Origin of the sequence: Staphylococcus sp. FSL W8-0056, from assembly GCF_037963075.1 — a bacterium.
GTDB classification, from domain to species: Bacteria; Bacillota; Bacilli; order Staphylococcales; family Staphylococcaceae; genus Staphylococcus; species Staphylococcus aureus.
This window is the reverse complement of the sequence record NZ_CP150142.1, coordinates 1577798-1600683: the sequence shown is the minus strand read 5'-3', so window position 1 is coordinate 1600683 and position 22886 is coordinate 1577798. Positions and strand designations below refer to the sequence as shown.

Sequence of the window (22886 nt, the reverse complement as noted above, 5' to 3'; positions counted from 1 at the left end):
GTTAGAACCTTTAATTAAGGAGATATGGATGTATGGTTAAATTTATTCATTGTTCGGATTTACATTTAGATAGTCCTTTCAAATCTAAGAGTCATATAAGCCCTAAAATTTTTGAGGATGTTCAAAAAAGTGCTTATGAAAGTTTTAAAAATATTGTAGATATTGCATTACAACAAGATGTTGATTTTGTAATTATCGCGGGTGATTTATTTGATAGTGAAAACAGAACATTACGTGCTGAAATTTTCTTAAAACAGCAATTTGAACGTTTACAAAATGAACAAATCTTTGTTTATGTTTGTCATGGTAATCACGATCCTTTATCATCAAAGATTTCATCAAACTGGCCAGATAATGTTTCTGTATTTTCAAATAAAGTTGAGACGTATGAAGCAATTACTAAATCTGGTGAAACAATTTATATTCACGGATTTAGTTATGAAAATAGAGCAAGTTATGAGAACAAGATTGATGAATATCCATCAAGTCAAGGCCAAAAAGGCATACATATTGGTGTCTTGCATGGTACGTATAGTAAATCTTCAGTTAACGAAAGATATACCGAGTTCATTTTAGAAGATTTAAACAGTAAATTGTATCATTATTGGGCTTTAGGTCATATACATGAACGTCAACAATTAAGTGATATGCCTGTAATTAACTATTCAGGTAATATTCAAGGTAGACATTTTAATGAGCAAGGTGAAAAAGGTTGCTTATTAATCGAGGGTGACCACTTAAAATTAAAGACTAAATTTTATCCTACACAGTATATTAGATTTGAAGAAGCAACTATTGAAACGGATAAGACATCTAAGCAAGGTTTATACGAGGTCATTCAAAACTTTAAAGAACAAGTGAGAGAAGAAGGAAAAGCCTTTTATCGTTTAACGCTTGTTATTAATAGTGAGACATTAATTTCACCTCAAGATTTATTACAAGTTGAAGAAATGATTACAGATTATGAAGAAAACGAAAATCAATTTGTATATATTGATGAGTTAAAAATACAATATGCACAAAATGATGAGTCACCTTTAGTTAATGAATTTTCAGCGGAATTATTAGTCGATCAAACTGTTTTTGATAAAGCGATGTCAGATTTATATTTAAATCCAAGGGCATCTAAGTTCCTAGACGATTATGGAACATTCGACCATACAGCATTAGTTAATCGTGCTGAAGAAATATTAAAAGCTGAAATGAGAGGTGAACAAAATGATAATTAAATCACTTGAAATTTATGGTTACGGTCAATTTGTTCAACGTAAAATTGAATTTAATAAAAACTTCACTGAAATTTTTGGTGAAAATGAAGCGGGTAAATCGACGATTCAAGCATTCATCCATTCGATATTATTTGGTTTTCCAACTAAAAAGTCTAAAGAGCCAAGACTAGAACCACGTCTAGGTAACCAATACGGTGGTAAATTAGTACTTATTCTTGATGATGGCTTAGAGATTGAAGTTGAACGAATTAAAGGCAGTGCTCAAGGTGATGTGAAAGTATATTTACCTAATGGTGCTGTGCGTGATGATGCTTGGTTACAAAAGAAACTTAATTATATTTCTAAAAAGACATATCAAGGTATCTTTTCATTTGATGTACTAGGGCTTCAAGACATTCATAGAAATCTAAATGAAAAACAATTGCAAGATTATTTATTACAAGCAGGGGCTTTAGGATCAACTGAATTCACGTCAATGCGCGAAGTGATTAATCGTAAAAAAGATGAATTATATAAAAAATCAGGTAAAAATCCGATCATTAATCAACAAATTGAGCAATTAAAACAACTAGAAAGTCAAATTCGTGAAGAAGAAGCAAAGCTAGAAACATATCATCGCTTAGTAGATGATCGAGATAAATCATCACGTCGATTAGAGAATTTAAAGCATAATTTAAATCAATTATCAAAAATGCATGAAGAAAAACAAAAAGAGGTTGCTTTACATGATCATTCACAAGAATGGAAGTCTCTAGAACAACAGTTAAATATTGAGCCAATCACATTCCCAGAAAAAGGTGTGGATCGTTACGAAAAAGCGCGAGCGCATAAGCAATCGTTAGAAAGAGATATTGGTTTAAGAAATGAGCGTTTAGCTCAACTTAAAGAAGAAGCGACTCAATTAGAGCCAGTTAAACAATCTGATATTGACGCCTTCATTAGTTTGAATCAACAAGAAAATGAAATTAAAAATAAAGAATTTGAACTTACTGCAATCGAAAAGGATATTGCGAATAAACAACGTGATAAAGATGAATTGCAAGCAAATATTGGTTGGTCTGAAACGCATCATGACGTAGATAGTTCAGAGGCAATGAAAAGTTATGTCAGTGAGCAAATCAAGAATAAACAAGAACAAGCTGCATACATTAAACAATTAGAACGTAGTTTAGAAGAAAATAAAATCGAAGATAATGCGGTTCATAGCGAACTAGATTCTGTTGAAGAAAAAATAGTTCCTGAAGAGACTTTTGAAAAGAAAAAAGAATACTCACAACAAGTCATTGAATTAAACGAAAAAGAGAACTTGTATAGCAAATTGAAAGAACGTTTCGAAATTGAGCAACAAGAAAAACAAAAACGTCAAAAATTGTTACGAACAACGTTTATTCTTTTAACATTAGTAGGTATTGGTTTAACTGCCTTCTCATTTATTTCAAACAACATGTTGTTTGGTATTATTTTCGCAGTATTAACTTTAGTATTTGTTATCGGTATCATCATGTCTAAATCAAAAGAAGTAGATTATAGCGAGGCCATCACAGATGAAATCGAAGAAATTAAAGCACAACTAGCCATTTTAGATGAAAATTATGACTTAGATTTTGATCTTGATGAGCAATATCGCATTCGTGATCACTGGCAACAAGCTTTGAAAAATAAAGATATTTTAGAAGAGAAACGTCAGTATATTGAAGGTCGTTTAAATGATGCGAAAGGGCGTCATGATGAATTACAATCGACAGTTGAGAACGTTAAGGATGAATTATACTTATCATCTAAAATTTCAAATGATTTAATTGTTGATAGTATTTCTACAATGGCGAATATTAAAGCATTAGATCAACATATCAGTGATTTAAATCAACAACGCCAGCAATTGGTTCAAGAATTAGATACATTCTACAATCATGCTGAAGCTGTTACAAAATCACAATTTGTTTATTTCAACAAATTATCTTTATTCCACAATGTGCAACAATGGTTGAAATCAGCTGAAGACACGAATGAAAAATGGCGTATTAATGCTGAAAATACCAAACTTGTTACAAATGAATTAAATCATTTAAATGCTCAATTAGAAGAAAATAATAAAGAAATTACAGCACTATTCGATTTTATCAATGTTGGTACTGAAGAAGATTTTTACCAACATCATGAAGATTACCAAACTTATACTAGTAATTTGAGTCGTTTTAATGATTTAACTAAATATCTTGAGAACCAAAACTATTCTTATGAATTAAGTTCTAGTTTAAGTGAAAAAACAACTGCACAACTTGAAGAAGAAGATCATTTATTGGCTACTCAAGTTGACGAATATAATGAGCAATATCTTGAAATGCAAGCACAAGTCAGTGATTTAAGTGCACAAATCAATCACATGGAAACTGATACAACGCTTGCTAATTTAAGACATGAATATCACAGTCTTAAAAATCAACTTAATGATATCGCAAAAGATTGGGCAAGTTTAAGTTATTTACAAAGTTTAGTTGATGAACACATTAAACAAATTAAAGATAAACGTTTGCCTCAAGTTATTAATGAAGCGGTAGAAATATTGAAGCATTTAACAGATGGCAGATATACGATGATTAACTATAATGAAGATTCAATTACGGTTAAACATGTTAATGGTCAATTATATGATCCTGTTGAACTAAGTCAATCTACAAAAGAATTACTTTATGTAGCTTTACGTATCAGTTTAATTAAGGTACTAAGACCATATTATCCGTTCCCATTAATTGTTGATGATGCATTTGTTCATTTTGATAAAAAGCGTACTGAAAAAATGTTGAATTATTTACGATCATTATCAGAACACTATCAAGTACTATACTTTACATGTGTAAAAGATAATATTGTTCCATCAAAAGAAGTGATTACATTAAACAAAATAGAGGAAGGCGGGAAACGATGAGAAATATAGAGAATCTAAATCCCGGAGATTCAGTTGATCACTTTTTCTTAGTGCATAAAGCTACACAGGGTGTAACAGCACAAGGTAAAGATTATATGACATTACATTTGCAAGATAAAAGTGGTGAAATTGAAGCGAAATTTTGGACGGCTACAAAAAATGATATGGCAACAATCAAGCCTGAAGAAATTGTACATGTTAAAGGTGACATCATAAACTATCGCGGAAATAAACAGATGAAAGTCAACCAAATTAGACTAGCGACAACTGAAGATCAATTAAAAACAGAACAATTTGTAGATGGTGCACCTTTATCACCGGCAGAAATACAAGAAGAGATTTCTCATTATTTGCTAGATATTGAAAATGCTAATTTACAACGTATCACACGTCATTTATTGAAAAAATATCAAGAACGATTTTACACATATCCAGCTGCTAGTTCTCATCATCATAACTTTGCGAGTGGCTTAAGCTATCATGTATTGACGATGTTACGTATTGCAAAATCAATTTGTGACATTTATCCATTGTTAAACAAAAGTTTGTTATATAGTGGTATTATTTTGCATGATATTGGTAAAGTTAGAGAATTGAGTGGTCCTGTTGCGACGTCGTATACAGTCGAAGGTAACTTATTAGGACACATCTCGATTGCGAGTGATGAAGTAGTTGAAGCAGCTCGTGAATTGAACATTGAAGGAGAAGAAATCATGTTGTTAAGACATATGATTTTATCTCATCATGGTAAGTTAGAGTATGGTTCGCCAAAACTGCCATACTTAAAAGAAGCAGAAATTTTATGCTATATCGATAACATCGATGCTAGAATGAATATGTTTGAAAAGGCTTATAAAAAAACTGACAAGGGTCAGTTTACAGATAAAATATTTGGTCTTGAAAATCGTAGATTCTACAATCCTGAATCACTCGATTAAGAATTAAAAGATATCGGACAGATGAGTATACTGAAACATGAGCTCCTCTGTCCGATTTTTAATGCGAAAAAACCGAGCGGCCGTGGTATGATTTTTGAACCACGGTCGCTCGGTTTTGTGTTATTGGCTCATGCCGGATTGTCCGCCTTGTGCGCCACCTTGTTTAAGTTTTTCAGGGTTTAAGATTTTATCTTCGACAACTGATTTAATATCACGATCTTTAAAGTCAACATCGTATTCTTTTAATAGATCTTTGTATGCATCAGTTAATAATTTTGGATTTTTTTGTACTTTCTGATCGACTAATTTTTCTTTCAGGCTTTGTTTTTCACTGTTAAAGTCTGTTGGTTTATCAGCTTTAATAATATGATATCCAAAGCTTGATTTAACAACCTCTGATACTTCACCATCTTTAAGCTTAAATAGTGCTTTTTCAAAATCTTTATCAGTTTGTCCTTTAAGAACATAACCTAATTCGCCATCTTTTTTAGCTGAACCAGTATCCATTGATTCTTTTTTAGCGATTTCACCAAATTTACTTGGATCTTTTGAAACTTCTTTTTGAATTTCTTCAGCTTTTTGTTTCGCTTCTTTATCGTCTAAGCCTTCTTTGTCGCTTTTCTTAGATTTAACTTTAATTAAAATGTGTGAAGCTTTCTTGCTGTCTTCTTTAATTTCAGAATCAGAGATTTTAATTTTATCTGATAGTAATTCTTTATGATAAGCAGCAGTACGTAAATTTTCTTTATATTTATCGGCTGTTAAACCTTGCTGTTGAAGGGCCTTTTCAAATTTATCTTTACCGCCGTATTGCTTTTGCATTTTTTCAATTTGTTCGTCAATCTTCTTATCATTAACTTTATTTTTATATTTATCAGCTAAAATTTTATTTAACATTTCAGTAAATGATGCATTTGCAATTTGATCTTTACCGATTTTTTTCATTGTATCTGCAACTGTTACATCTCCAGCTTTAGAAGAAATTAATGTATTTTCTTTAGAGTCTGTGGCACTAGCGCCACAAGCGCCTAATAATAAAGCACTAGCTGTTACCGGAACGATTAATTTGTTTATCATCTTCATAGTTGAAACTCCTTTGTAAGTTAATCATCGTGAATATAACATAGTTTTATATTATCACCAATCAATAACCCATGACATCAGACTAGAGCATTAGGTTTAGGGGTAGAAATTGATGAAAATAAAAAAACAAGGTCTATATACATTTGATTGTAAGCTATTACATAGCCTAAAAACAAATAATAACACCTTGCTATAATTATTTTGTTATAAATGATATGGATTTTTAATTTTTTTCAAAATATTAATACCTGTACTATGTTCTTCTATATATTGTCCATAATTAGAAAATATAATTATTTTTAAATATAATAAATCTGTAATGGAAATACCGAAATTCAATGCCAATAAGAACATAAAATAATGTCCATATTGCGGGAATGAAATTGTTAGATAAACGAACATTGCAGATAAGATAATTAACGGCAATATTAAGTTAATGCAAAAATAAAATTTGTGTACAGGTTGATTGACGTAGGTATTATAGAATATAAGCCATTTTCTTTTAGTTAACTTATGAACTTTAAACGATTTTCTATATGGTAAGAAAAATAATAAATGTATACTTTTATGTAATGGATACGTCATAAATACAAGTAATAAAAAGATGAGAAAATGTCTATCTGATAATGGCGTATTAGATAAAAAATACATTACTTCATAACTAACTAAAAACATAATGATGGTTGCAACTGCACTCATAAATGCAATTCTAGGCAAACCAAATCGTGCATTGATATCAATTTGTCTTTTACATAAAAACATATCTTACGCCTCATCTCTTTTCAATATAAGTTAGATTATAACTAACTCAGGTTCAGTAATTCAATAGTAACATATCATGTTAGAAGAATTGTTATATAAGAAGAAAGGGGAGACACGTATTGTTTGATTTGAAACGCGAAAGTGGAGATTGGTAAAATTGGCTGATTGACTAGCGTAGAAGTAGAATGCAGAACAAATTTCTGCGAACACATCTTCTTGCTAATAAAGCATCACTTATGAAAAAGGCGCGTGTGACATGAGTATTTGAAAACTTGAATAATATAAAAAATGGATATGGCAGGGCATATGCAAAAGCATCTTTTGACCAACTAAGTTATACAAATGCTAAAAATATAGTGATATGTAATTATAATAAATACCAGATTAATAATTTGTGCAAGTAAGGTATATGTAATGTGTATATAAGGTTCGGCTCAATGAAAATATAAGTATGTTGTTTGTCGATAATGATATAAGTAAAGCGTAATCAAAGTGCAAGGATAACACAATGAATCCTAAGCAATGTTTTCAATCAATTCATAAATATGATTTAAGCGAAAATCACTACAAACGATGTATTCCTGTAATTTGTAAACATAAGTTCATTTGATTTATAAAAAAGAGATGACAAGAAATATCTAATTTCTAATGTCATCTCGTTTATTTGGCATTTAATTTAAAAAAATAAATATGCTGTTACTAATAAAAATAGTTGTGATCGAGAACGTAACGTGCTACTTAGAAATTTCGTTTCCAATATCCTCGCCACGATTTTGTAAATTTTCGATGTGTGACTGTAAACGTTCAATATTAGGATTAATGTCAGATTTGAAGTTTCCAAGTAATGACTTAATTTCACCACCAATTGAACTACCAAATTCCGCACTTTCGTTTTTAATTTGAACACCATAGTTTAAAATGTCATTAAAACTTTGTTTAATCGTTTCAAATTCACGTTGTAGTTCTGATTTTGAACCAGTAGGGGCAGTACGATCGATCGTGTTGTTCTTGACACTTTTGTCGTCTCGTCCTTGAAGTGCAACTACAAAACCAGCTGCTACGCCAACACCGATACCGAATAGAATGCGTGATGCTTTCATTTATATTCTCCTCACTTTTAACATCTGTTATCTTGATAACTCATTTTGTTTAAAATTGCTAACCTTGATGTTATCACTTCAAACGCAATTGTTATAATATTAATCATATTATACCCGTTCGAGCTTAGATTAAGCATACATTTAAAATTGTGCTTGAATTTGTTCAGCAATTTGTTGTTTTGCATCGTTATCTAAAATGTCTTCATGTGTTTCCCACTTATAACCAAATCCATCAATATCATTTTCGTATCGAGGAATTAAGTGGAAATGAATATGAAATACAGATTGATCTGCAAACTCACCATTATTTTGAATAATGTTTAAACCATCAGGATTAAATGCACGCTTAATAGCATTTGCTACTTTAGGTAATGCTGCACCGATATGTTTCATTGTTTCTTCATCAGTTTCAAAGATATTAGCAGAAGCTTTTTTAGGAATTAATAACGTATGTCCTTTAGTAACTTGTGATATATCTAAAAAGGCATAGACATAATCGTCTTCATATACTTTAAAGCTAGGAATTTCTCCAGTTAAAATTTTGCCGAAAATTGTTTCTGACATGATGACTACACTCCTTTTCAACTAGTATTACCATTCATTATAACATTGTCGCTAAAAATTCGATATTAGGACATGTGTATTTAATATGAGCATTTTATAATTTTTGGTACAATATAAGTCATGGAGGTGCCTTATGACAGTTAAAGTAGAACAGCTTACAGGTGGATATGGAAAACGCCCTGTAATTAAAGATATAAATTTTGAATTAAACAAAGGCGAAATCGTTGGACTTATTGGCCTTAATGGCGCTGGTAAGAGTACAACGATTAAACATATGCTAGGATTGCTTACACCTATGGAAGGATCTCTATCAATTTCAGATATCAACATTAATGATGACATAGAGGCATATAGAAGAAAGTTATCTTATATTCCGGAATCACCGGTTATTTATGAAGAACTCACATTAGAGGAACATATAGAGATGACAGCAATGGCATATGATATTGATCGTGATGAAGCGATGAATCGAGCAATGCCATTATTAAAGACATTCCGTTTAGAAAATGAATTGAAAGTTTTTCCGAGTCATTTTTCTAAGGGGATGAAACAAAAAGTCATGATTATTTGTGCGTTTATCGTTAATCCCGAATTGTATATTATAGACGAACCATTCCTTGGACTAGATCCATTAGGAATTCAATCCATGTTAGATTTAATGGTTGAAAAGAAAAACGAAGGTAGAACCGTTCTAATGAGTACACATATTTTAGCAACAGCTGAACGTTATTGTGATCGTTTTATCATACTAGACGAAGGTGAAGTCGTTGCATTTGGAGATTTAGAAGCATTGAGACAACAAACTGGCTTACATAATCAAACATTAGACGATATATATATTCATGTGACGCAAGGTGGAGATGTACATGCATAACCAAGCGACCACATTATTTAATAAAAGATTACATGCCCTTCGTAAAGAGAAAAATTATTATAATAAGTTTATATTTAATGGTCATTTCATGGTCTTTTTACTTATTTTGCTGGGTGCATTTATTTTTGGATATGGTGAATGGTTAAAACATATTCCAACGAATATCAATTTTGCATTAATAGCAGCAGTGATTGTTGCGTTGACATCCATTTTTCCAATGCGACCACTCCTAAAAGAAGCGGATAAAATCTTTTTATTACCATTTGAAAAACACATGTCTCAATTTATGCGCCATGCGATTTTATATAGTTACTTTGCGCGCATATTAATCCAACTCATTATTGTTATTGTAATGTTCCCGTTGTTTTACAATATTAATCAACATAATGTGGCATTTTATATTTGTTTTGGATTCAGTGCATTAATTTTTCCATATGTTGGTTTACGCTTAAGATGGCAATGGTATCAATCGGGACTTAAAACATGGCAAGTTAATTTAATATCATTTATCATCTTTGCTCTAACATATTACTTACTATTAGCTCCAAAATGGTACATCGTATTTGTGATGGTTGCTTTGCCTGTGTTAATAGAATTTTTAGTTAAAAAATATAAACCAGGCTTTTTGTATCCTTGGGAGAAAATGATTGCTATCGAACATCGACATCATATGAATTATTATAAATTTGTTAATATGTTCACCGATGTAAAACATTTGAAAGAATCTGCAGTCAGAAGAAGTTATCTAGATATACTTTTACCAGTTCCAAAGGGTAGTAAATTTAACTCTAATGCGATGTATTTATTCTTATTTATTAGAAGCTTTATAAGAGGGAGAGACGCATTTAATATTATCTTTAGGTTAGTAATTATTGCAGTTTTACTTATGGTTTGGTTATCATATCCATTAGTGACAGGGGTTATTGGAAGTCTTTTTGTGTATATTATATTGTTGCAAATGGCACAATTTTATTCACAACAAGCATATGGCTTATGGCCTCAAGTGTGGCCTGTACCTGAAGAGAAGGTAATCAAAGGGTATGAACAGTTTTTATATAGATTAATGTTTGTTATTTGTACTGTGTTTGCAGTGACATTTATTATAAAACATATGACGTTATTCTATGTTGTACTCATTTTCTATATTGTAGGTTTATTAACGATTAGAAGTATTATTAAAAAGTTGAAATATCAGGAAACATTATTACGAGACTAAAAAACTTCCATTGGCATGTATGTTGTAAAGGTGCATGTAATGTTGAACGCCAAATGATACGGCGTTCAGATTACATTAGCATCTATACGTTAACAGCATAACCAATGGAAGTTTTCTTCGAGTCTATTCTTTTATTGGGTATAGATATCTTTCAAAATAACTTGAATGTTGTCCGCTTGAACCAAAGTAATGACTTAATGCGTCTTTTGAAAAATGGTCATTAAAGGCATCAGATTGCTTAAAGTCTTCGTATGCATGTCGATCAGCAAATCCGAAATAAATTTTATATGTTGTACCTTTAGCAGGTCTTAACAAACGATAGCTTTTAAAGCCACCAAAGTTTCTGAAATTATCGTCTACACTAATCAGTTTCTTTTCAAGTTGATATGCATGATCTTCTGTTGAAGGAATGAAGATTGCACAATAGAAATGATGTTCACTGAATTCACCAATTTCTTTAATAACTTCATATATTGAAGGTGATTTTAAAACAGTCTCACCATCAGTTTCTTCAAAAATAACTGAAGTATCTGATGCTGAAAATTGGAATAGTTGATGGGTCGGGTTATTGATTTTTATTTGATGTAAAAATCCATAAGTGCCATAAGATGTATATAGTTTCTTCATATGAAAGGTCCCCCTTATGTTTTTATTTATTATACGATGATAAACTAGTCATTACCACTATTAATAATTGATTAAAATTACTATAATGAATCTTGCGAGATATTTAGAAGTAATGATACAAAATAATGGACTTTAGAATTTAAATTTACAATAAATAGTTCTATGATTAAATGTCAGTTTTATGACATTTATTTATTGAAAATACGAACGAATGAGCGATATGATAATATAGATAAGAATGATTTTAATTTAGGAGGCCTTTATGGTGCATAATAAAAACAATACAATTTTAAAAATGATCAAAGGTGAAGAAACATCACATACACCTGTTTGGTTTATGCGACAAGCTGGCCGTTCGCAACCAGAATATCGAAAATTGAAAGAAAAATATTCACTATTCGATATTACACATCAGCCGGAGTTGTGCGCTTATGTAACACATTTACCAGTTGATAATTATCATACAGATGCAGCAATTTTATACAAAGATATTATGACACCATTAAAGCCAATTGGTGTCGATGTAGAAATTAAATCGGGTATTGGTCCAGTGATTCATAATCCTATCAAAACAATTCAAGATGTTGAGAAACTTTCTCAAATAGACCCCGAACGAGATGTACCATATGTATTAGATACAATTAAACTTTTAACAGAAGAAAAGTTAAATGTGCCGCTAATAGGATTTACTGGGGCACCATTTACATTAGCGTCATATATGATTGAAGGCGGACCATCGAAAAATTACAATTTTACAAAAGCGATGATGTATAGAGATGAAGCAACATGGTTTGCTTTAATGAATCATTTAGTTGATGTATCTGTTAAATATGTAACAGCTCAAGTCGAAGCAGGTGCCGAATTGATTCAAATTTTCGATTCATGGGTAGGTGCATTAAATGTCGAGGATTACAGACGTTACATTAAACCACATATGATTCGATTAATCAGTGAGGTTAAAGAAAAACATGATGTGCCGGTAATTTTATTCGGTGTAGGTGCCAGTCATTTAATCAATGAATGGAATGATTTACCGATTGATGTATTAGGCCTAGATTGGAGAACGTCTATTAATCAGGCTCAACAATTAGGCGTTACTAAAACATTACAAGGGAATTTAGATCCATCAATTTTATTAGCACCATGGAATGTCATTGAAGAGAGATTGAAACCAATATTAGATCAAGGTATGGAGAACGGTAAACACATCTTTAATTTAGGACACGGTGTTTTCCCAGAAGTGCAACCAGAGACGTTACGTAAAGTAAGCGAATTCGTACACACATATACACAAAGATAATCATAGTATTACATTGAAGCACATGAAAGATAATTCATTTAAAGGAAGGTATTATCAATGACTAAAAAAATGGGGTTATTAGTTATGGCTTATGGCACACCTTATAAAGAAAGTGACATAGAGCCATATTATACAGATATTAGACATGGTAAACGTCCATCTGAAGAAGAACTTCAAGATTTGAAAGATAGATATGAATTTATAGGTGGTTTATCACCATTAGCAGGTACAACAGATGACCAAGCTGATGCACTAGTTTCAGCATTAAATAAAGCATATGCAGATGTTGAATTTAAACTATACTTAGGATTAAAACACATTTCACCATTTATCGAAGATGCGGTTGAACAAATGCACAATGATGGTATTACTGAAGCAATCACGGTAGTACTAGCACCACATTATTCTTCATTTTCAGTAGGATCATATGACAAACGTGCTGATGAAGAAGCTGCAAAATATGGTATTCAACTTACACATGTGAAACATTATTATGAACAACCTAAATTTATTGAATATTGGACGAATAAAGTCAACGAAACATTAGCTCAAATACCGGAAGAGGAACATAAAGACACGGTATTAGTTGTTTCGGCACATAGTTTGCCAAAAGGTTTAATCGAAAAGAATAATGATCCATATCCACAAGAACTAGAACATACTGCGCTTTTAATTAAAGAACAATCTAATATTGAACATATCGCGATTGGTTGGCAATCTGAAGGTAATACAGGTACACCTTGGTTAGGGCCAGATGTACAAGATTTAACACGTGATTTATATGAAAAACATCAGTATAAAAACTTTATATATACGCCAGTAGGTTTTGTATGTGAGCATTTAGAGGTGCTTTATGACAATGATTATGAATGTAAAGTTGTTTGCGATGATATTGGTGCGAATTATTATCGTCCAAAAATGCCGAATACACATCCATTATTTATCGGTGCAATTGTTGATGAAATCAAGTCTATATTTTAATGACGAAAGAAGCGTGAAACGTTGTGACTAAATCAGTGGCTATTATAGGAGCGGGGATAACAGGTTTATCAAGTGCATATTTTTTAAAACAGCAAGATCCTAATATTGATGTAACCATCTTTGAAGCATCGAATCGTCCGGGGGGAAAGATTCAATCGTATCGTAAAGATGGTTATATGATTGAACTAGGGCCTGAATCTTATTTAGGTAGAAAAACGATTATGACAGAATTAGCGAAAGATATTGGATTAGAACAAGATATTGTTACAAATACGACTGGACAATCATATATTTTTGCGAAAAATAAATTATATCCGATTCCAGGTGGTTCAATTATGGGTATTCCAACAGATATTAAACCATTTGTTACTACAAAATTAATATCGCCACTTGGTAAATTAAGAGCAGGATTAGATTTAATCAAAAAGCCTATACAAATGCAAGATGGTGACATTTCTGTTGGTGCATTTTTCAGAGCAAGATTAGGTAATGAGGTACTTGAGAACTTAATTGAGCCTTTAATGGGTGGTATTTATGGTACCGATATTGATAAATTAAGTTTGATGAGTACGTTTCCTAATTTTAAAGAAAAAGAAGAGGCATTCGGAAGTCTGATAAAAGGTATGAAGGATGAGAAAAATAAGCGTCTGAAACAAAGACAATTATATCCTGGCGCACCAAAAGGACAATTCAAACAATTTAAGCATGGTTTAAGCTCATTTATTGAAGCATTAGAACAAGATGTGAAAAATAAAGGTGTGACAATACGCTACAATACGTCAGTGGATGATATTATTACATCTCAAAAGCAATATAAAATTGTTTACAGTAATCAACAAGAAGATGTATTCGATGGGGTATTAGTGACAACACCGCATCAAGTCTTTTTGAATTGGTTCGGACAAGATCCAGCATTTGATTACTTTAAAACGATGGATAGTACGACTGTTGCAACTGTTGTATTGGCATTTGATGAAAAAGACATTGAAAATACTTATGATGGTACTGGCTTCGTGATTGCGAGAACGAGTGATACAGACATTACCGCATGTACTTGGACATCGAAAAAATGGCCATTTACTACACCAGAAGGTAAGGTTTTGATTCGTGCGTATGTAGGTAAACCAGGTGATACTGTGGTTGATGATCATACAGATAATGAATTAGTATCGATTGTACGTAGAGATTTAAGTCAAATGATGACATTTAAAGGTGATCCTGAATTTACAATTGTCAATCGTTTGCCGAAAAGTATGCCACAGTACCATGTCGGTCATATTCAACAAATTAGACAGATTCAAGCACATATTAAACAAACATATCCACGACTTAGAGTAACTGGTGCATCTTTTGAAGCGGTTGGACTACCTGATTGTATTACACAAGGTAAAGTTGCTGCTGAAGAAGTAATCGCAGAGTTGTAAGTTAATTGTTGGATGGTGTTGGTGTAGGTGCGACGCCTTTAGATAATGTTTGATGAAATATAGTCATTTTTAAGTTATATAATGGTGGAAGTAATGTGTAAATATAGATACTTTCAGCGGGAATTATTTTTGTGAAATTGAAGCAGAGACAAAGGTTTAGCTGTTTTTGAATGATATTGAAATGATGACAATACACTTTAATTAGAAATGTCACTTTGCGATATAACATTTCTAATTAAGGTGTTTTTATTTTACAATTATAGGTAATCAGTCATTTTTTTAAAAATAGAAAAGAAGTAGTAAGTTGAAAGGAGAGAATGAGATGACAGATGTAATTATTGTACATTCTATGCATGGAAATAGTAGAAATCATTGGTATCAGTGGTTGGAGCATAACTTAACTTTAGAAGGATATGACGTAACATTATTTAATTTTGAATCCCCTGAAGCGAAGACAGTGGATCAGTGGATTGAAGCTATGACGAAACAAATTAATGTACGCAAAAAGGATACATATTTTGTAACACATGGTTTAGGTTCAATCACAGCTTTAAAATATATTGAAATGATTGATCAGCCGATTGAAGGCTTTTTTAGTATAGCGGGCTTTAAAGAAGATGCAGAAAATATAGATTTAGATATTGATTTAAGTAATGTAACCATTGATTACGATAATATTAAAAAGAAAGTTGACAATTTTTACGGATTGAGTTCTAAAAATGACAAATACGTTTCATATAAAGAAACCCAGCGTTTAATGAATGCATTAGAGGGGAACTTGCGAATCGTGGAAGATGGAGGGCACTTCTTAGAAGAGGATGGCTTCGAAACATTTACAGCGTTGCAAGATCGGATGCAAGATTACATGACACGATAGGTAATGTTTGGTTGCTATGTATTGTGTTATGTGTGTCAGTACGAAGCATAGCACTTTAGTGAAAAAGATTATAATTATATTTTAATAGTTTAGAGGTGTAGGCATTATAAAATTTATGATTCCTACATCTTTTTCAATAGTTCATGAGTAATTATGACAACTATTAGACACTTATATTATAAAAGGGAAGAAGAAGCGTTTTTTTACACAAAAAACTTTCAAAATGTCGTTGACGTACACTACAAAAATGAATATACTAATATTTGTGTTCAACAGAGAACATGTTGCTACGATATTTAAGTAATTATTTAAGAAATAATATTTAAATTAAATTAAAAAAGTTCTTGACTTTAGGTTTTTAAATATGGTATATTAATTAGGTAATTCAAAATAATATTAGCGCGGGATGGAGCAGTTCGGTAGCTCGTCGGGCTCATAACCCGAAGGTCGGTGGTTCAAATCCGCCTCCCGCAATACATAGTTTTTAATTTAATAGGTCTCGTAGTGTAGCGGTTAACACGCCTGCCTGTCACGCAGGAGATCGCGGGTTCGATTCCCGTCGAGACCGCCATTATTATTACCATTACGGTTCAGTAGCTCAGTTGGTAGAGCAATGGATTGAAGCTCCATGTGTCGGCAGTTCGACTCTGTCCTGAACCATTCTTAATTCATGGCGGTTGTGGTGAAGTGGTTAACACATCGGATTGTGGTTCCGACATTCGAGGGTTCGATCCCCTTCAGCCGCCCCATAATCGTTTACATTAGCGGGTGTAGTTTAATGGCAAAACCTCAGCCTTCCAAGCTGATGTTGTGGGTTCGATTCCCATCACCCGCTCCATTATTTTCTATTATTATTCCACAGTAGCTCAGTGGTAGAGCTATCGGCTGTTAACCGATCGGTCGTAGGTTCGAGTCCTACCTGTGGAGCCATGGCTCCTTGGTCAAGCGGTTAAGACACCGCCCTTTCACGGCGGTAACACGGGTTCGAGTCCCGTAGGAGTCATACAAACAGAAGTGAAATATCGCTTCTGTTTTTTTATTACATATTTATTATTGAGGAGAGTTGTCCGAGTTGGCCGAAGGAGCACGCCTGGAAAGTGTGTAGGCGCCACAAGCGTCTCGAGGGTTCGAATCCCTCACTCTCCGTTATAGCGCTTAAAATGGTTTTACCCATTTTAAGCGCTATTTTTAAGGTTTTTTGTCTATTATCTGAGTCACTTAATTTAAAATTTGTTTGTTCAATAGTAAGTAGGATTGTTAAGTTTAAAATCGTAATCTAATAATATTAGTGAATATTTAAAGATTAAAAACAGAATTTTTCAGTTTATTAAGAAAAAAATTTTGTGAAGGAGGGATATTATTAAAAATAGTAAAGTAATGTTAAATGTATTATTATTAATTTTAAATTTAATTGCAATATGTAGTGTAAACAATGCATATGCAAATGAAGAAGATCCTAAAATAGAGAGTTTGTGTAAGAAGTCAAGTGTAGACCCTATTGCTTTACATAATATTAATGATGATTATATAAATAATCGATTTACGACAGTAAAATCAATTGTATCAACTACAGAAAAATTCTTAGACTTCGATTTATTATTTAAAAGTATTAATTGGTTAGATGGAATATCTGCTGAATTTAAAGATTTAAAAGTGGAATTTAGCTCATCAGCGATTTCTAAAGAATTTCTAGGAAAGACTGTTGATATTTATGGTGTTTACTATAAAGCACATTGTCATGGTGAGCATCAAGTGGATACTGCCTGTACATATGGTGGGGTAACACCTCATGAAAATAATAAATTAAGCGAGCCTAAAAATATAGGAGTAGCTGTGTATAAGGATAATGTAAATGTTAATACATTTATCGTTACTACAGATAAAAAGAAAGTTACTGCACAAGAACTTGATATTAAAGTAAGAACAAAATTAAATAATGCATATAAATTGTATGACAGAATGACTAGTGATGTACAAAAAGGTTATATTAAATTTCATTCTCATTCGGAGCATAAAGAATCATTTTATTATGATTTATTTTATATTAAAGGAAATTTACCAGATCAATATTTGCAAATTTATAATGATAATAAAACAATAGATTCATCAGACTATCATATTGATGTTTATTTATTTACATAACAATCTGAAAGTTGATGGATATCAACTTACAATCCTATAAAGAACTATAGATATTAACATATTTTTACAAAGTAGCTTAGTAAATGATGAAGAACGAATAGTGATTCAAATCTAACTTTATTACTATAAAAAGCTTTCTATTTTAGTATAGATAACAAAACCAGATTAACGAGTAATAATATATAAGTGGGATAGAATCATGATGATTTAAGAAGAATTGGTTATTTTTACAATAAAAGATAATAAAGATAGAGAAGTTTAAATATAGGAGAAATAAAATATGAAAAGAATACTTATCATTGTTGTTTTATTGTTTTGCTATTCGCAAAATCATATCGCAACCGCTGATGTCGGAGTTTTGAATCTTAGGAACTATTATGGTAGCTATCCAATTGAAGACCACCAAAGTATTAATCCTGAAAATAATCATCTTTCGCATCAATTAGTTTTTTCTATGGATAATTCGACAGTAACAGCTGAATTTAAGAACGTTGATGATGTAAAGAAATTCAAAAATCATGCTGTAGATGTATATGGTCTAAGTTATAGTGGATATTGTTTGAAAAACAAATATATATACGGTGGAGTTACATTAGCAGGTGATTATTTAGAGAAATCTAGACGTATTCCTATTAATCTTTGGGTTAATGGAGAACATCAAACTATATCTACTGACAAAGTATCAACTAATAAAAAGTTAGTAACAGCTCAAGAAATTGATACTAAATTAAGAAGATATCTACAAGAAGAATATAATATTTATGGCTTTAATGATACAAATAAAGTAAGAAATTATGGTAATAAGTCAAAATTTAGTTCTGGATTTAATGCAGGAAAAATATTATTTCATTTGAATGATGGTTCATCATTTTCTTATGACTTATTTGATACTGGAACAGGACAAGCTGAAAGTTTCTTAAAAATATATAATGACAACAAAACTGTCGAAACTGAAAAATTCCATTTAGATGTAGAAATATCTTATAAGGACGAAAGTTGAAGTATTTCAATCATAACTTAGTAAAGGAAATGCCATGAAAAAATTTAAATATAGTTTTATATTAGTTTTTATATTACTTTTTAACATTAAAGATCTTACGTATGCTCAAGGTGATATTGGTGTAGGTAACTTAAGAAATTTCTATACAAAACATGATTATATAGATTTAAAAGGCGTCACAGATAAAAACCTACCTATTGCAAATCAACTCGAATTTTCAACAGGTACCAATGATTTGATCTCAGAATCTAATAATTGGGACGAAATAAGTAAATTTAAAGGAAAGAAACTGGATATTTTTGGCATTGATTATAATGGTCCTTGTAAATCTAAATACATGTATGGAGGGGCCACTTTATCAGGACAATACTTAAATTCTGCTAGAAAAATCCCTATTAATCTTTGGGTTAATGGCAAACATAAAACAATTTCTACTGACAAAATAGCAACTAATAAAAAACTAGTAACAGCTCAAGAAATTGATGTTAAATTAAGAAGATATCTTCAAGAAGAATACAATATATATGGTCATAATAACACTGGTAAAGGCAAAGAATATGGATATAAATCTAAATTTTATTCAGGTTTTAATAATGGGAAAGTTTTATTTCATTTAAATAATGAAAAATCATTTTCATATGATTTGTTTTATACAGGAGATGGACTGCCTGTAAGTTTTTTGAAAATTTATGAAGATAATAAAATAATAGAATCTGAAAAATTTCATCTTGATGTCGAAATATCATATGTAGATAGTAACTAATGATAATTAGTTTTAACACTAAAATGCGAATTTATACGAAATTAATATATGTATTAACTATTTAAATTTTAAAGTCTCTAGGGCTAATGTGTACGTTAAATATTCCCTGTAATACATCAAATTTATAAAAAATTAAAATATGGAGTTGTTGTAATGAAGTTATTTGCCTTTATCTTCATATGTGTTAAGTCTTGCAGCTTACTATTTATGTTAAATGGCAATCCTAAACCAGAACAATTGAATAAAGCGAGTGAATTCACTGGTCTAATGGATAATATGAGGTATTTGTATGATGATAAACACGTATCAGAAACAAACATTAAATCCCAAGAAAAGTTTTTACAACATGATTTATTATTTAAAATAAATGGTTCTAAAATTTTAAAAACAGAATTTAATAATAAAAGCCTTTCGGATAAATATAAAAATAAAAACGTAGATTTGTTTGGGACAAACTATTATAATCAATGCTATTTTTCATTGGATAATATGGAATTAAATGATGGTAGATTAATTGAAAAAAACGTGTATGTATGGCGGTGTGACCGAGCATGATGGAAATCAAATAGATAAAAATAATTCAACTGATAACTCTCATAATATCTTAATTAAAGTTTATGAAAACGAGAGAAATTCATTATCTTTTGATATACCTACTAATAAGAAAAACATAACAGCACAAGAAATAGATTATAAAGTTAGAAACTATTTACTTAAGCATAAAAATTTATATGAATTTAACAGTTCGCCTTATGAGACTGGCTATATAAAGTTTATCGAAGGAAGTGGTCATTCTTTTTGGTATGATTTGATGCCTGAATCTGGTAAAAAATTTTATCCGACTAAATATTTACTAATTTATAATGATAATAAAACAGTTGAGAGTAAATCTATTAATGTAGAAGTTCATTTAACCAAAAAATAATTGAGGGAGAGAATATTATAAAAAATATTAAAAAGCTTATGAGATTGTTCTACATAGCTGCAATTATAATAACTTTATTATGTCTTATTAATAATAATTATGTTAATGCTGAAGTAGACAAAAAAGATTTAAAGAAAAAATCTGATCTAGATAGTAGTAAGTTATTTAATTTAACAAGCTATTATACTGATATAACGTGGCAATTAGACGAGTCAAATAAAATTAGTACAGATCAACTACTGAATAATACTATAATATTAAAAAATATTGATATATCCGTACTTAAAACTTCTAGTTTGAAAGTTGAGTTTAACTCATCAGATTTAGCAAATCAATTTAAAGGAAAAAATATAGATATTTATGGACTGTATTTTGGAAATAAATGTGTAGGCTTAACTGAAGAAAAAACATCATGCTTATACGGAGGAGTTACGATACATGATGGAAATCAATTAGATGAAGAGAAAGTTATAGGCGTTAATGTATTTAAAGATGGTGTCCAACAAGAAGGTTTTGTTATAAAAACCAAAAAGGCTAAAGTAACAGTACAAGAATTAGACACTAAAGTTCGATTTAAATTAGAAAATTTATATAAAATATACAATAAAGATACCGGTAACATACAAAAAGGATGCATTTTCTTTCATTCTCATAATCATCAAGATCAATCATTTTATTATGATTTATATAACGTAAAAGGTTCAGTGGGAGCAGAGTTTTTTCAATTTTATAGTGATAATAGAACAGTTAGCTCATCTAATTATCATATTGATGTATTTTTATATAAAGATTAAGTGATTGATGATTATCAACTGAATCATGAAATTAAACCATTTTATGAGAGGAAAATGATTTGAATTGTAGTAAAATTTGAAATTTATATATTATCTTGAATACGGATTCAAAATTATTTGTTGTAATTAGTAATAATGATAAATAGAATTTTAATTTATTCTGCTAGTGAATTTTTAGTTTTAAAACAATGCTATCGACACACTACAACCTGAACTATCTATAAGCGTGAATTTATAATAAGGTTCATTGTCAAATAGACTGAATAAGTTAGAGGAGGTTTTATGAAGAAATTATCTACTGTAATTATTATTTTGATTCTAGAAATAGTTTTTCATAATATGAATTATGTGAATGCTCAACCCGATCCTAAATTAGACGAACTAAATAAAGTAAGTGATTATAAAAATAATAAGGGAACTATGGGTAATGTAATGAATCTTTATACGTCTCCACCTGTTGAAGGAAGAGGAGTTATTAATTCTAGACAGTTTTTATCTCATGATTTAATTTTTCCAATTGAGTATAAGAGTTATAATGAGGTTAAAACTGAATTAGAAAATACAGAATTAGCTAACAATTATAAAGATAAAAAAGTAGACATTTTTGGCGTTCCATATTTTTATACATGTATAATACCTAAATCTGAACCGGATATAAACCAAAATTTTGGAGGTTGTTGTATGTATGGTGGTCTTACATTTAATAGTTCAGAAAATGAAAGAGATAAATTAATTACTGTACAGGTAACAATCGACAATAGACAATCACTTGGATTTACAATAACTACAAATAAGAATATGGTTACTATTCAGGAACTAGATTACAAAGCAAGACACTGGCTCACTAAAGAAAAAAAGCTATACGAGTTTGATGGTTCTGCATTTGAATCTGGATATATAAAATTTACTGAAAAGAACAATACAAGTTTTTGGTTTGACTTATTTCCTAAAAAAGAACTAGTACCTTTTGTTCCATATAAGTTTTTAAATATTTACGGAGATAATAAAGTTGTTGATTCTAAGAGTATTAAAATGGAAGTATTTCTTAATACTCACTGATAAGTATATTTGATATCACTATACAATCATAAAGTGCGTTTTTCGAACTTTTGTTCTAAGTGTTTTATAGATTCATGTAAATAGTTAGTTTATTGCCGGTTAAATTATTTATTTTTTCTAAATGATTTATTCTAAATATATTTTATGTCAATAGCGGTTTAAAAATGCTGTTTTATGGCGGTTTGAAAATGACGTGCTTTTAAATGTATTTTTACTTTTATAATCTTTTAGTCGACATGATTCTCCAGTGGAAATGATAATTTAATAACGTACATTTATGATTGTTTAAGAATGTACAATTT

The 22886-nt window shown here is 30.6% G+C and carries 20 protein-coding genes, 8 tRNA genes and 1 pseudogene; 24 read left to right on the top strand and 5 right to left on the bottom strand.

What is annotated here, in order from left to right; all coding sequences use genetic code 11:
- Nucleotides 1-32: 32 nt before the first annotated feature.
- From NSS86_RS07915 to yhaM, 3 genes are read left to right on the top strand one after another with little or no spacing between them, the layout of a single operon-like run.
- Nucleotides 33-1229: an exonuclease SbcCD subunit D gene (locus NSS86_RS07915; protein WP_000238227.1), complete on the top strand. Its 1197-nt coding sequence runs from the start codon at nucleotides 33-35 to the stop codon at nucleotides 1227-1229.
- Nucleotides 1219-4155 (top strand): ATP-binding protein, encoded by a 2937-nt coding sequence (locus NSS86_RS07910; protein WP_000584633.1) that lies wholly within the window; start codon nucleotides 1219-1221, stop codon nucleotides 4153-4155. Before NSS86_RS07915 ends, NSS86_RS07910 begins: the two co-directional genes overlap by 11 nt.
- Nucleotides 4152-5093, top strand: coding sequence for a 3'-5' exoribonuclease YhaM (yhaM, locus tag NSS86_RS07905; RefSeq protein ID WP_001244175.1), 942 nt, complete (start codon nucleotides 4152-4154; stop codon nucleotides 5091-5093). The genes NSS86_RS07910 and yhaM overlap by 4 nt, the downstream gene beginning before the upstream one ends.
- 120 nt (nucleotides 5094-5213) lie before the next feature.
- Here yhaM and NSS86_RS07900 read toward each other — a convergent pair whose 3' ends face one another.
- The 4 genes from NSS86_RS07900 to NSS86_RS07885 all read right to left on the bottom strand — a co-directional run bounded on the left by NSS86_RS07900 (nucleotide 5214) and on the right by NSS86_RS07885 (nucleotide 8602).
- Complete coding sequence (locus NSS86_RS07900; protein ID WP_000782121.1) at nucleotides 5214-6176, bottom strand: foldase protein PrsA; 963 nt, start codon at nucleotides 6174-6176, stop codon at nucleotides 5214-5216.
- Between the two features lie 204 nt (nucleotides 6177-6380).
- Nucleotides 6381-6938: a DUF3267 domain-containing protein gene (locus NSS86_RS07895; RefSeq protein ID WP_000477959.1), complete on the bottom strand. Its 558-nt coding sequence runs from the start codon at nucleotides 6936-6938 to the stop codon at nucleotides 6381-6383.
- Nucleotides 6939-7672: 734 nt separating this feature from the next.
- Nucleotides 7673-8038 (bottom strand): YtxH domain-containing protein, encoded by a 366-nt coding sequence (locus NSS86_RS07890; protein ID WP_000648118.1) that lies wholly within the window; start codon nucleotides 8036-8038, stop codon nucleotides 7673-7675.
- Between the two features lie 141 nt (nucleotides 8039-8179).
- Complete coding sequence (locus NSS86_RS07885) at nucleotides 8180-8602, bottom strand: HIT family protein (protein WP_000004981.1); 423 nt, start codon at nucleotides 8600-8602, stop codon at nucleotides 8180-8182.
- Nucleotides 8603-8735: 133 nt separating this feature from the next.
- Here NSS86_RS07885 and NSS86_RS07880 point away from each other — a divergent pair, with 133 nt between their 5' ends.
- Together NSS86_RS07880 and NSS86_RS07875 are read left to right on the top strand one after the other, a co-directional pair.
- On the top strand, nucleotides 8736-9476 hold the full coding sequence (locus NSS86_RS07880; protein WP_000216874.1) for an ABC transporter ATP-binding protein: 741 nt from the start codon (nucleotides 8736-8738) through the stop codon (nucleotides 9474-9476).
- Nucleotides 9469-10692 (top strand): ABC transporter permease, encoded by a 1224-nt coding sequence (locus NSS86_RS07875; RefSeq protein WP_000551836.1) that lies wholly within the window; start codon nucleotides 9469-9471, stop codon nucleotides 10690-10692. The genes NSS86_RS07880 and NSS86_RS07875 overlap by 8 nt, the downstream gene beginning before the upstream one ends.
- A gap of 123 nt (nucleotides 10693-10815) precedes the next feature.
- On the opposite strand, the gene traP is transcribed toward NSS86_RS07875, so the two are convergent.
- Nucleotides 10816-11319 (bottom strand): signal transduction protein TRAP, encoded by a 504-nt coding sequence (gene traP, locus NSS86_RS07870; protein WP_000737976.1) that lies wholly within the window; start codon nucleotides 11317-11319, stop codon nucleotides 10816-10818.
- Between the two features lie 162 nt (nucleotides 11320-11481).
- Between traP and NSS86_RS07865 the strand changes: the two genes are divergently transcribed.
- The 19 genes and pseudogenes from NSS86_RS07865 to seg all read left to right on the top strand — a co-directional run bounded on the left by NSS86_RS07865 (nucleotide 11482) and on the right by seg (nucleotide 22584).
- A complete protein-coding gene (locus NSS86_RS07865; protein WP_001790154.1) occupies nucleotides 11482-11592 on the top strand; it encodes a hypothetical protein in 111 nt (36 codons plus the stop codon).
- Nucleotides 11582-12619, top strand: a complete 1038-nt coding sequence (hemE, locus tag NSS86_RS07860) for a uroporphyrinogen decarboxylase (RefSeq protein WP_000233526.1) — start codon at nucleotides 11582-11584, stop codon at nucleotides 12617-12619. The genes NSS86_RS07865 and hemE overlap by 11 nt, the downstream gene beginning before the upstream one ends.
- A gap of 57 nt (nucleotides 12620-12676) precedes the next feature.
- Nucleotides 12677-13600: a ferrochelatase gene (gene hemH / locus NSS86_RS07855; protein WP_000162881.1), complete on the top strand. Its 924-nt coding sequence runs from the start codon at nucleotides 12677-12679 to the stop codon at nucleotides 13598-13600.
- Nucleotides 13601-13623: 23 nt separating this feature from the next.
- Complete coding sequence (gene hemY, locus NSS86_RS07850) at nucleotides 13624-15024, top strand: protoporphyrinogen oxidase (protein ID WP_000167542.1); 1401 nt, start codon at nucleotides 13624-13626, stop codon at nucleotides 15022-15024.
- Nucleotides 15025-15346: 322 nt separating this feature from the next.
- Nucleotides 15347-15901: an alpha/beta hydrolase gene (locus NSS86_RS07845; protein WP_000132890.1), complete on the top strand. Its 555-nt coding sequence runs from the start codon at nucleotides 15347-15349 to the stop codon at nucleotides 15899-15901.
- Nucleotides 15902-16301: 400 nt separating this feature from the next.
- Nucleotides 16302-16375 (top strand) — tRNA-Met (locus tag NSS86_RS07840).
- Nucleotides 16376-16396: 21 nt separating this feature from the next.
- Nucleotides 16397-16472, top strand: a tRNA-Asp gene (locus tag NSS86_RS07835).
- 16 nt (nucleotides 16473-16488) lie between these two features.
- Nucleotides 16489-16561, top strand: a tRNA-Phe gene (locus tag NSS86_RS07830).
- A 13-nt stretch (nucleotides 16562-16574) separates the two neighbouring features.
- Nucleotides 16575-16650 (top strand) — tRNA-His (locus NSS86_RS07825).
- A 15-nt stretch (nucleotides 16651-16665) separates the two neighbouring features.
- A tRNA-Gly gene (locus tag NSS86_RS07820) sits at nucleotides 16666-16739 on the top strand.
- Nucleotides 16740-16756: 17 nt separating this feature from the next.
- Nucleotides 16757-16831, top strand: a tRNA-Asn gene (locus NSS86_RS07815).
- Nucleotide 16832: 1 nt separating this feature from the next.
- Nucleotides 16833-16904, top strand: a tRNA-Glu gene (locus tag NSS86_RS07810).
- Between the two features lie 54 nt (nucleotides 16905-16958).
- Nucleotides 16959-17047: transfer RNA gene (locus tag NSS86_RS07805), tRNA-Ser, on the top strand.
- A 213-nt stretch (nucleotides 17048-17260) separates the two neighbouring features.
- The gene (gene seo, locus NSS86_RS07800; RefSeq protein ID WP_010922839.1) at nucleotides 17261-18043 is read left to right on the top strand and encodes a staphylococcal enterotoxin type O; all 783 of its coding nucleotides are present in this window, start codon (nucleotides 17261-17263) and stop codon (nucleotides 18041-18043) included.
- 280 nt (nucleotides 18044-18323) lie between these two features.
- Nucleotides 18324-19043: a staphylococcal enterotoxin type M gene (gene sem, locus NSS86_RS07795; protein WP_000821660.1), complete on the top strand. Its 720-nt coding sequence runs from the start codon at nucleotides 18324-18326 to the stop codon at nucleotides 19041-19043.
- Between the two features lie 34 nt (nucleotides 19044-19077).
- Entirely contained in the window at nucleotides 19078-19806 is a 729-nt protein-coding gene (gene sei / locus NSS86_RS07790) for a staphylococcal enterotoxin type I (protein ID WP_000713847.1), read from the top strand.
- Between the two features lie 153 nt (nucleotides 19807-19959).
- A pseudogene (seu, locus tag NSS86_RS07785) lies at nucleotides 19960-20731 on the top strand (staphylococcal enterotoxin type U).
- Nucleotides 20732-20769: 38 nt separating this feature from the next.
- Nucleotides 20770-21525, top strand: a complete 756-nt coding sequence (sen, locus tag NSS86_RS07780) for a staphylococcal enterotoxin type N (protein ID WP_001236362.1) — start codon at nucleotides 20770-20772, stop codon at nucleotides 21523-21525.
- Between the two features lie 282 nt (nucleotides 21526-21807).
- Nucleotides 21808-22584: a staphylococcal enterotoxin type G gene (gene seg, locus NSS86_RS07775; protein WP_000736712.1), complete on the top strand. Its 777-nt coding sequence runs from the start codon at nucleotides 21808-21810 to the stop codon at nucleotides 22582-22584.
- Nucleotides 22585-22886 lie beyond the last annotated feature (302 nt).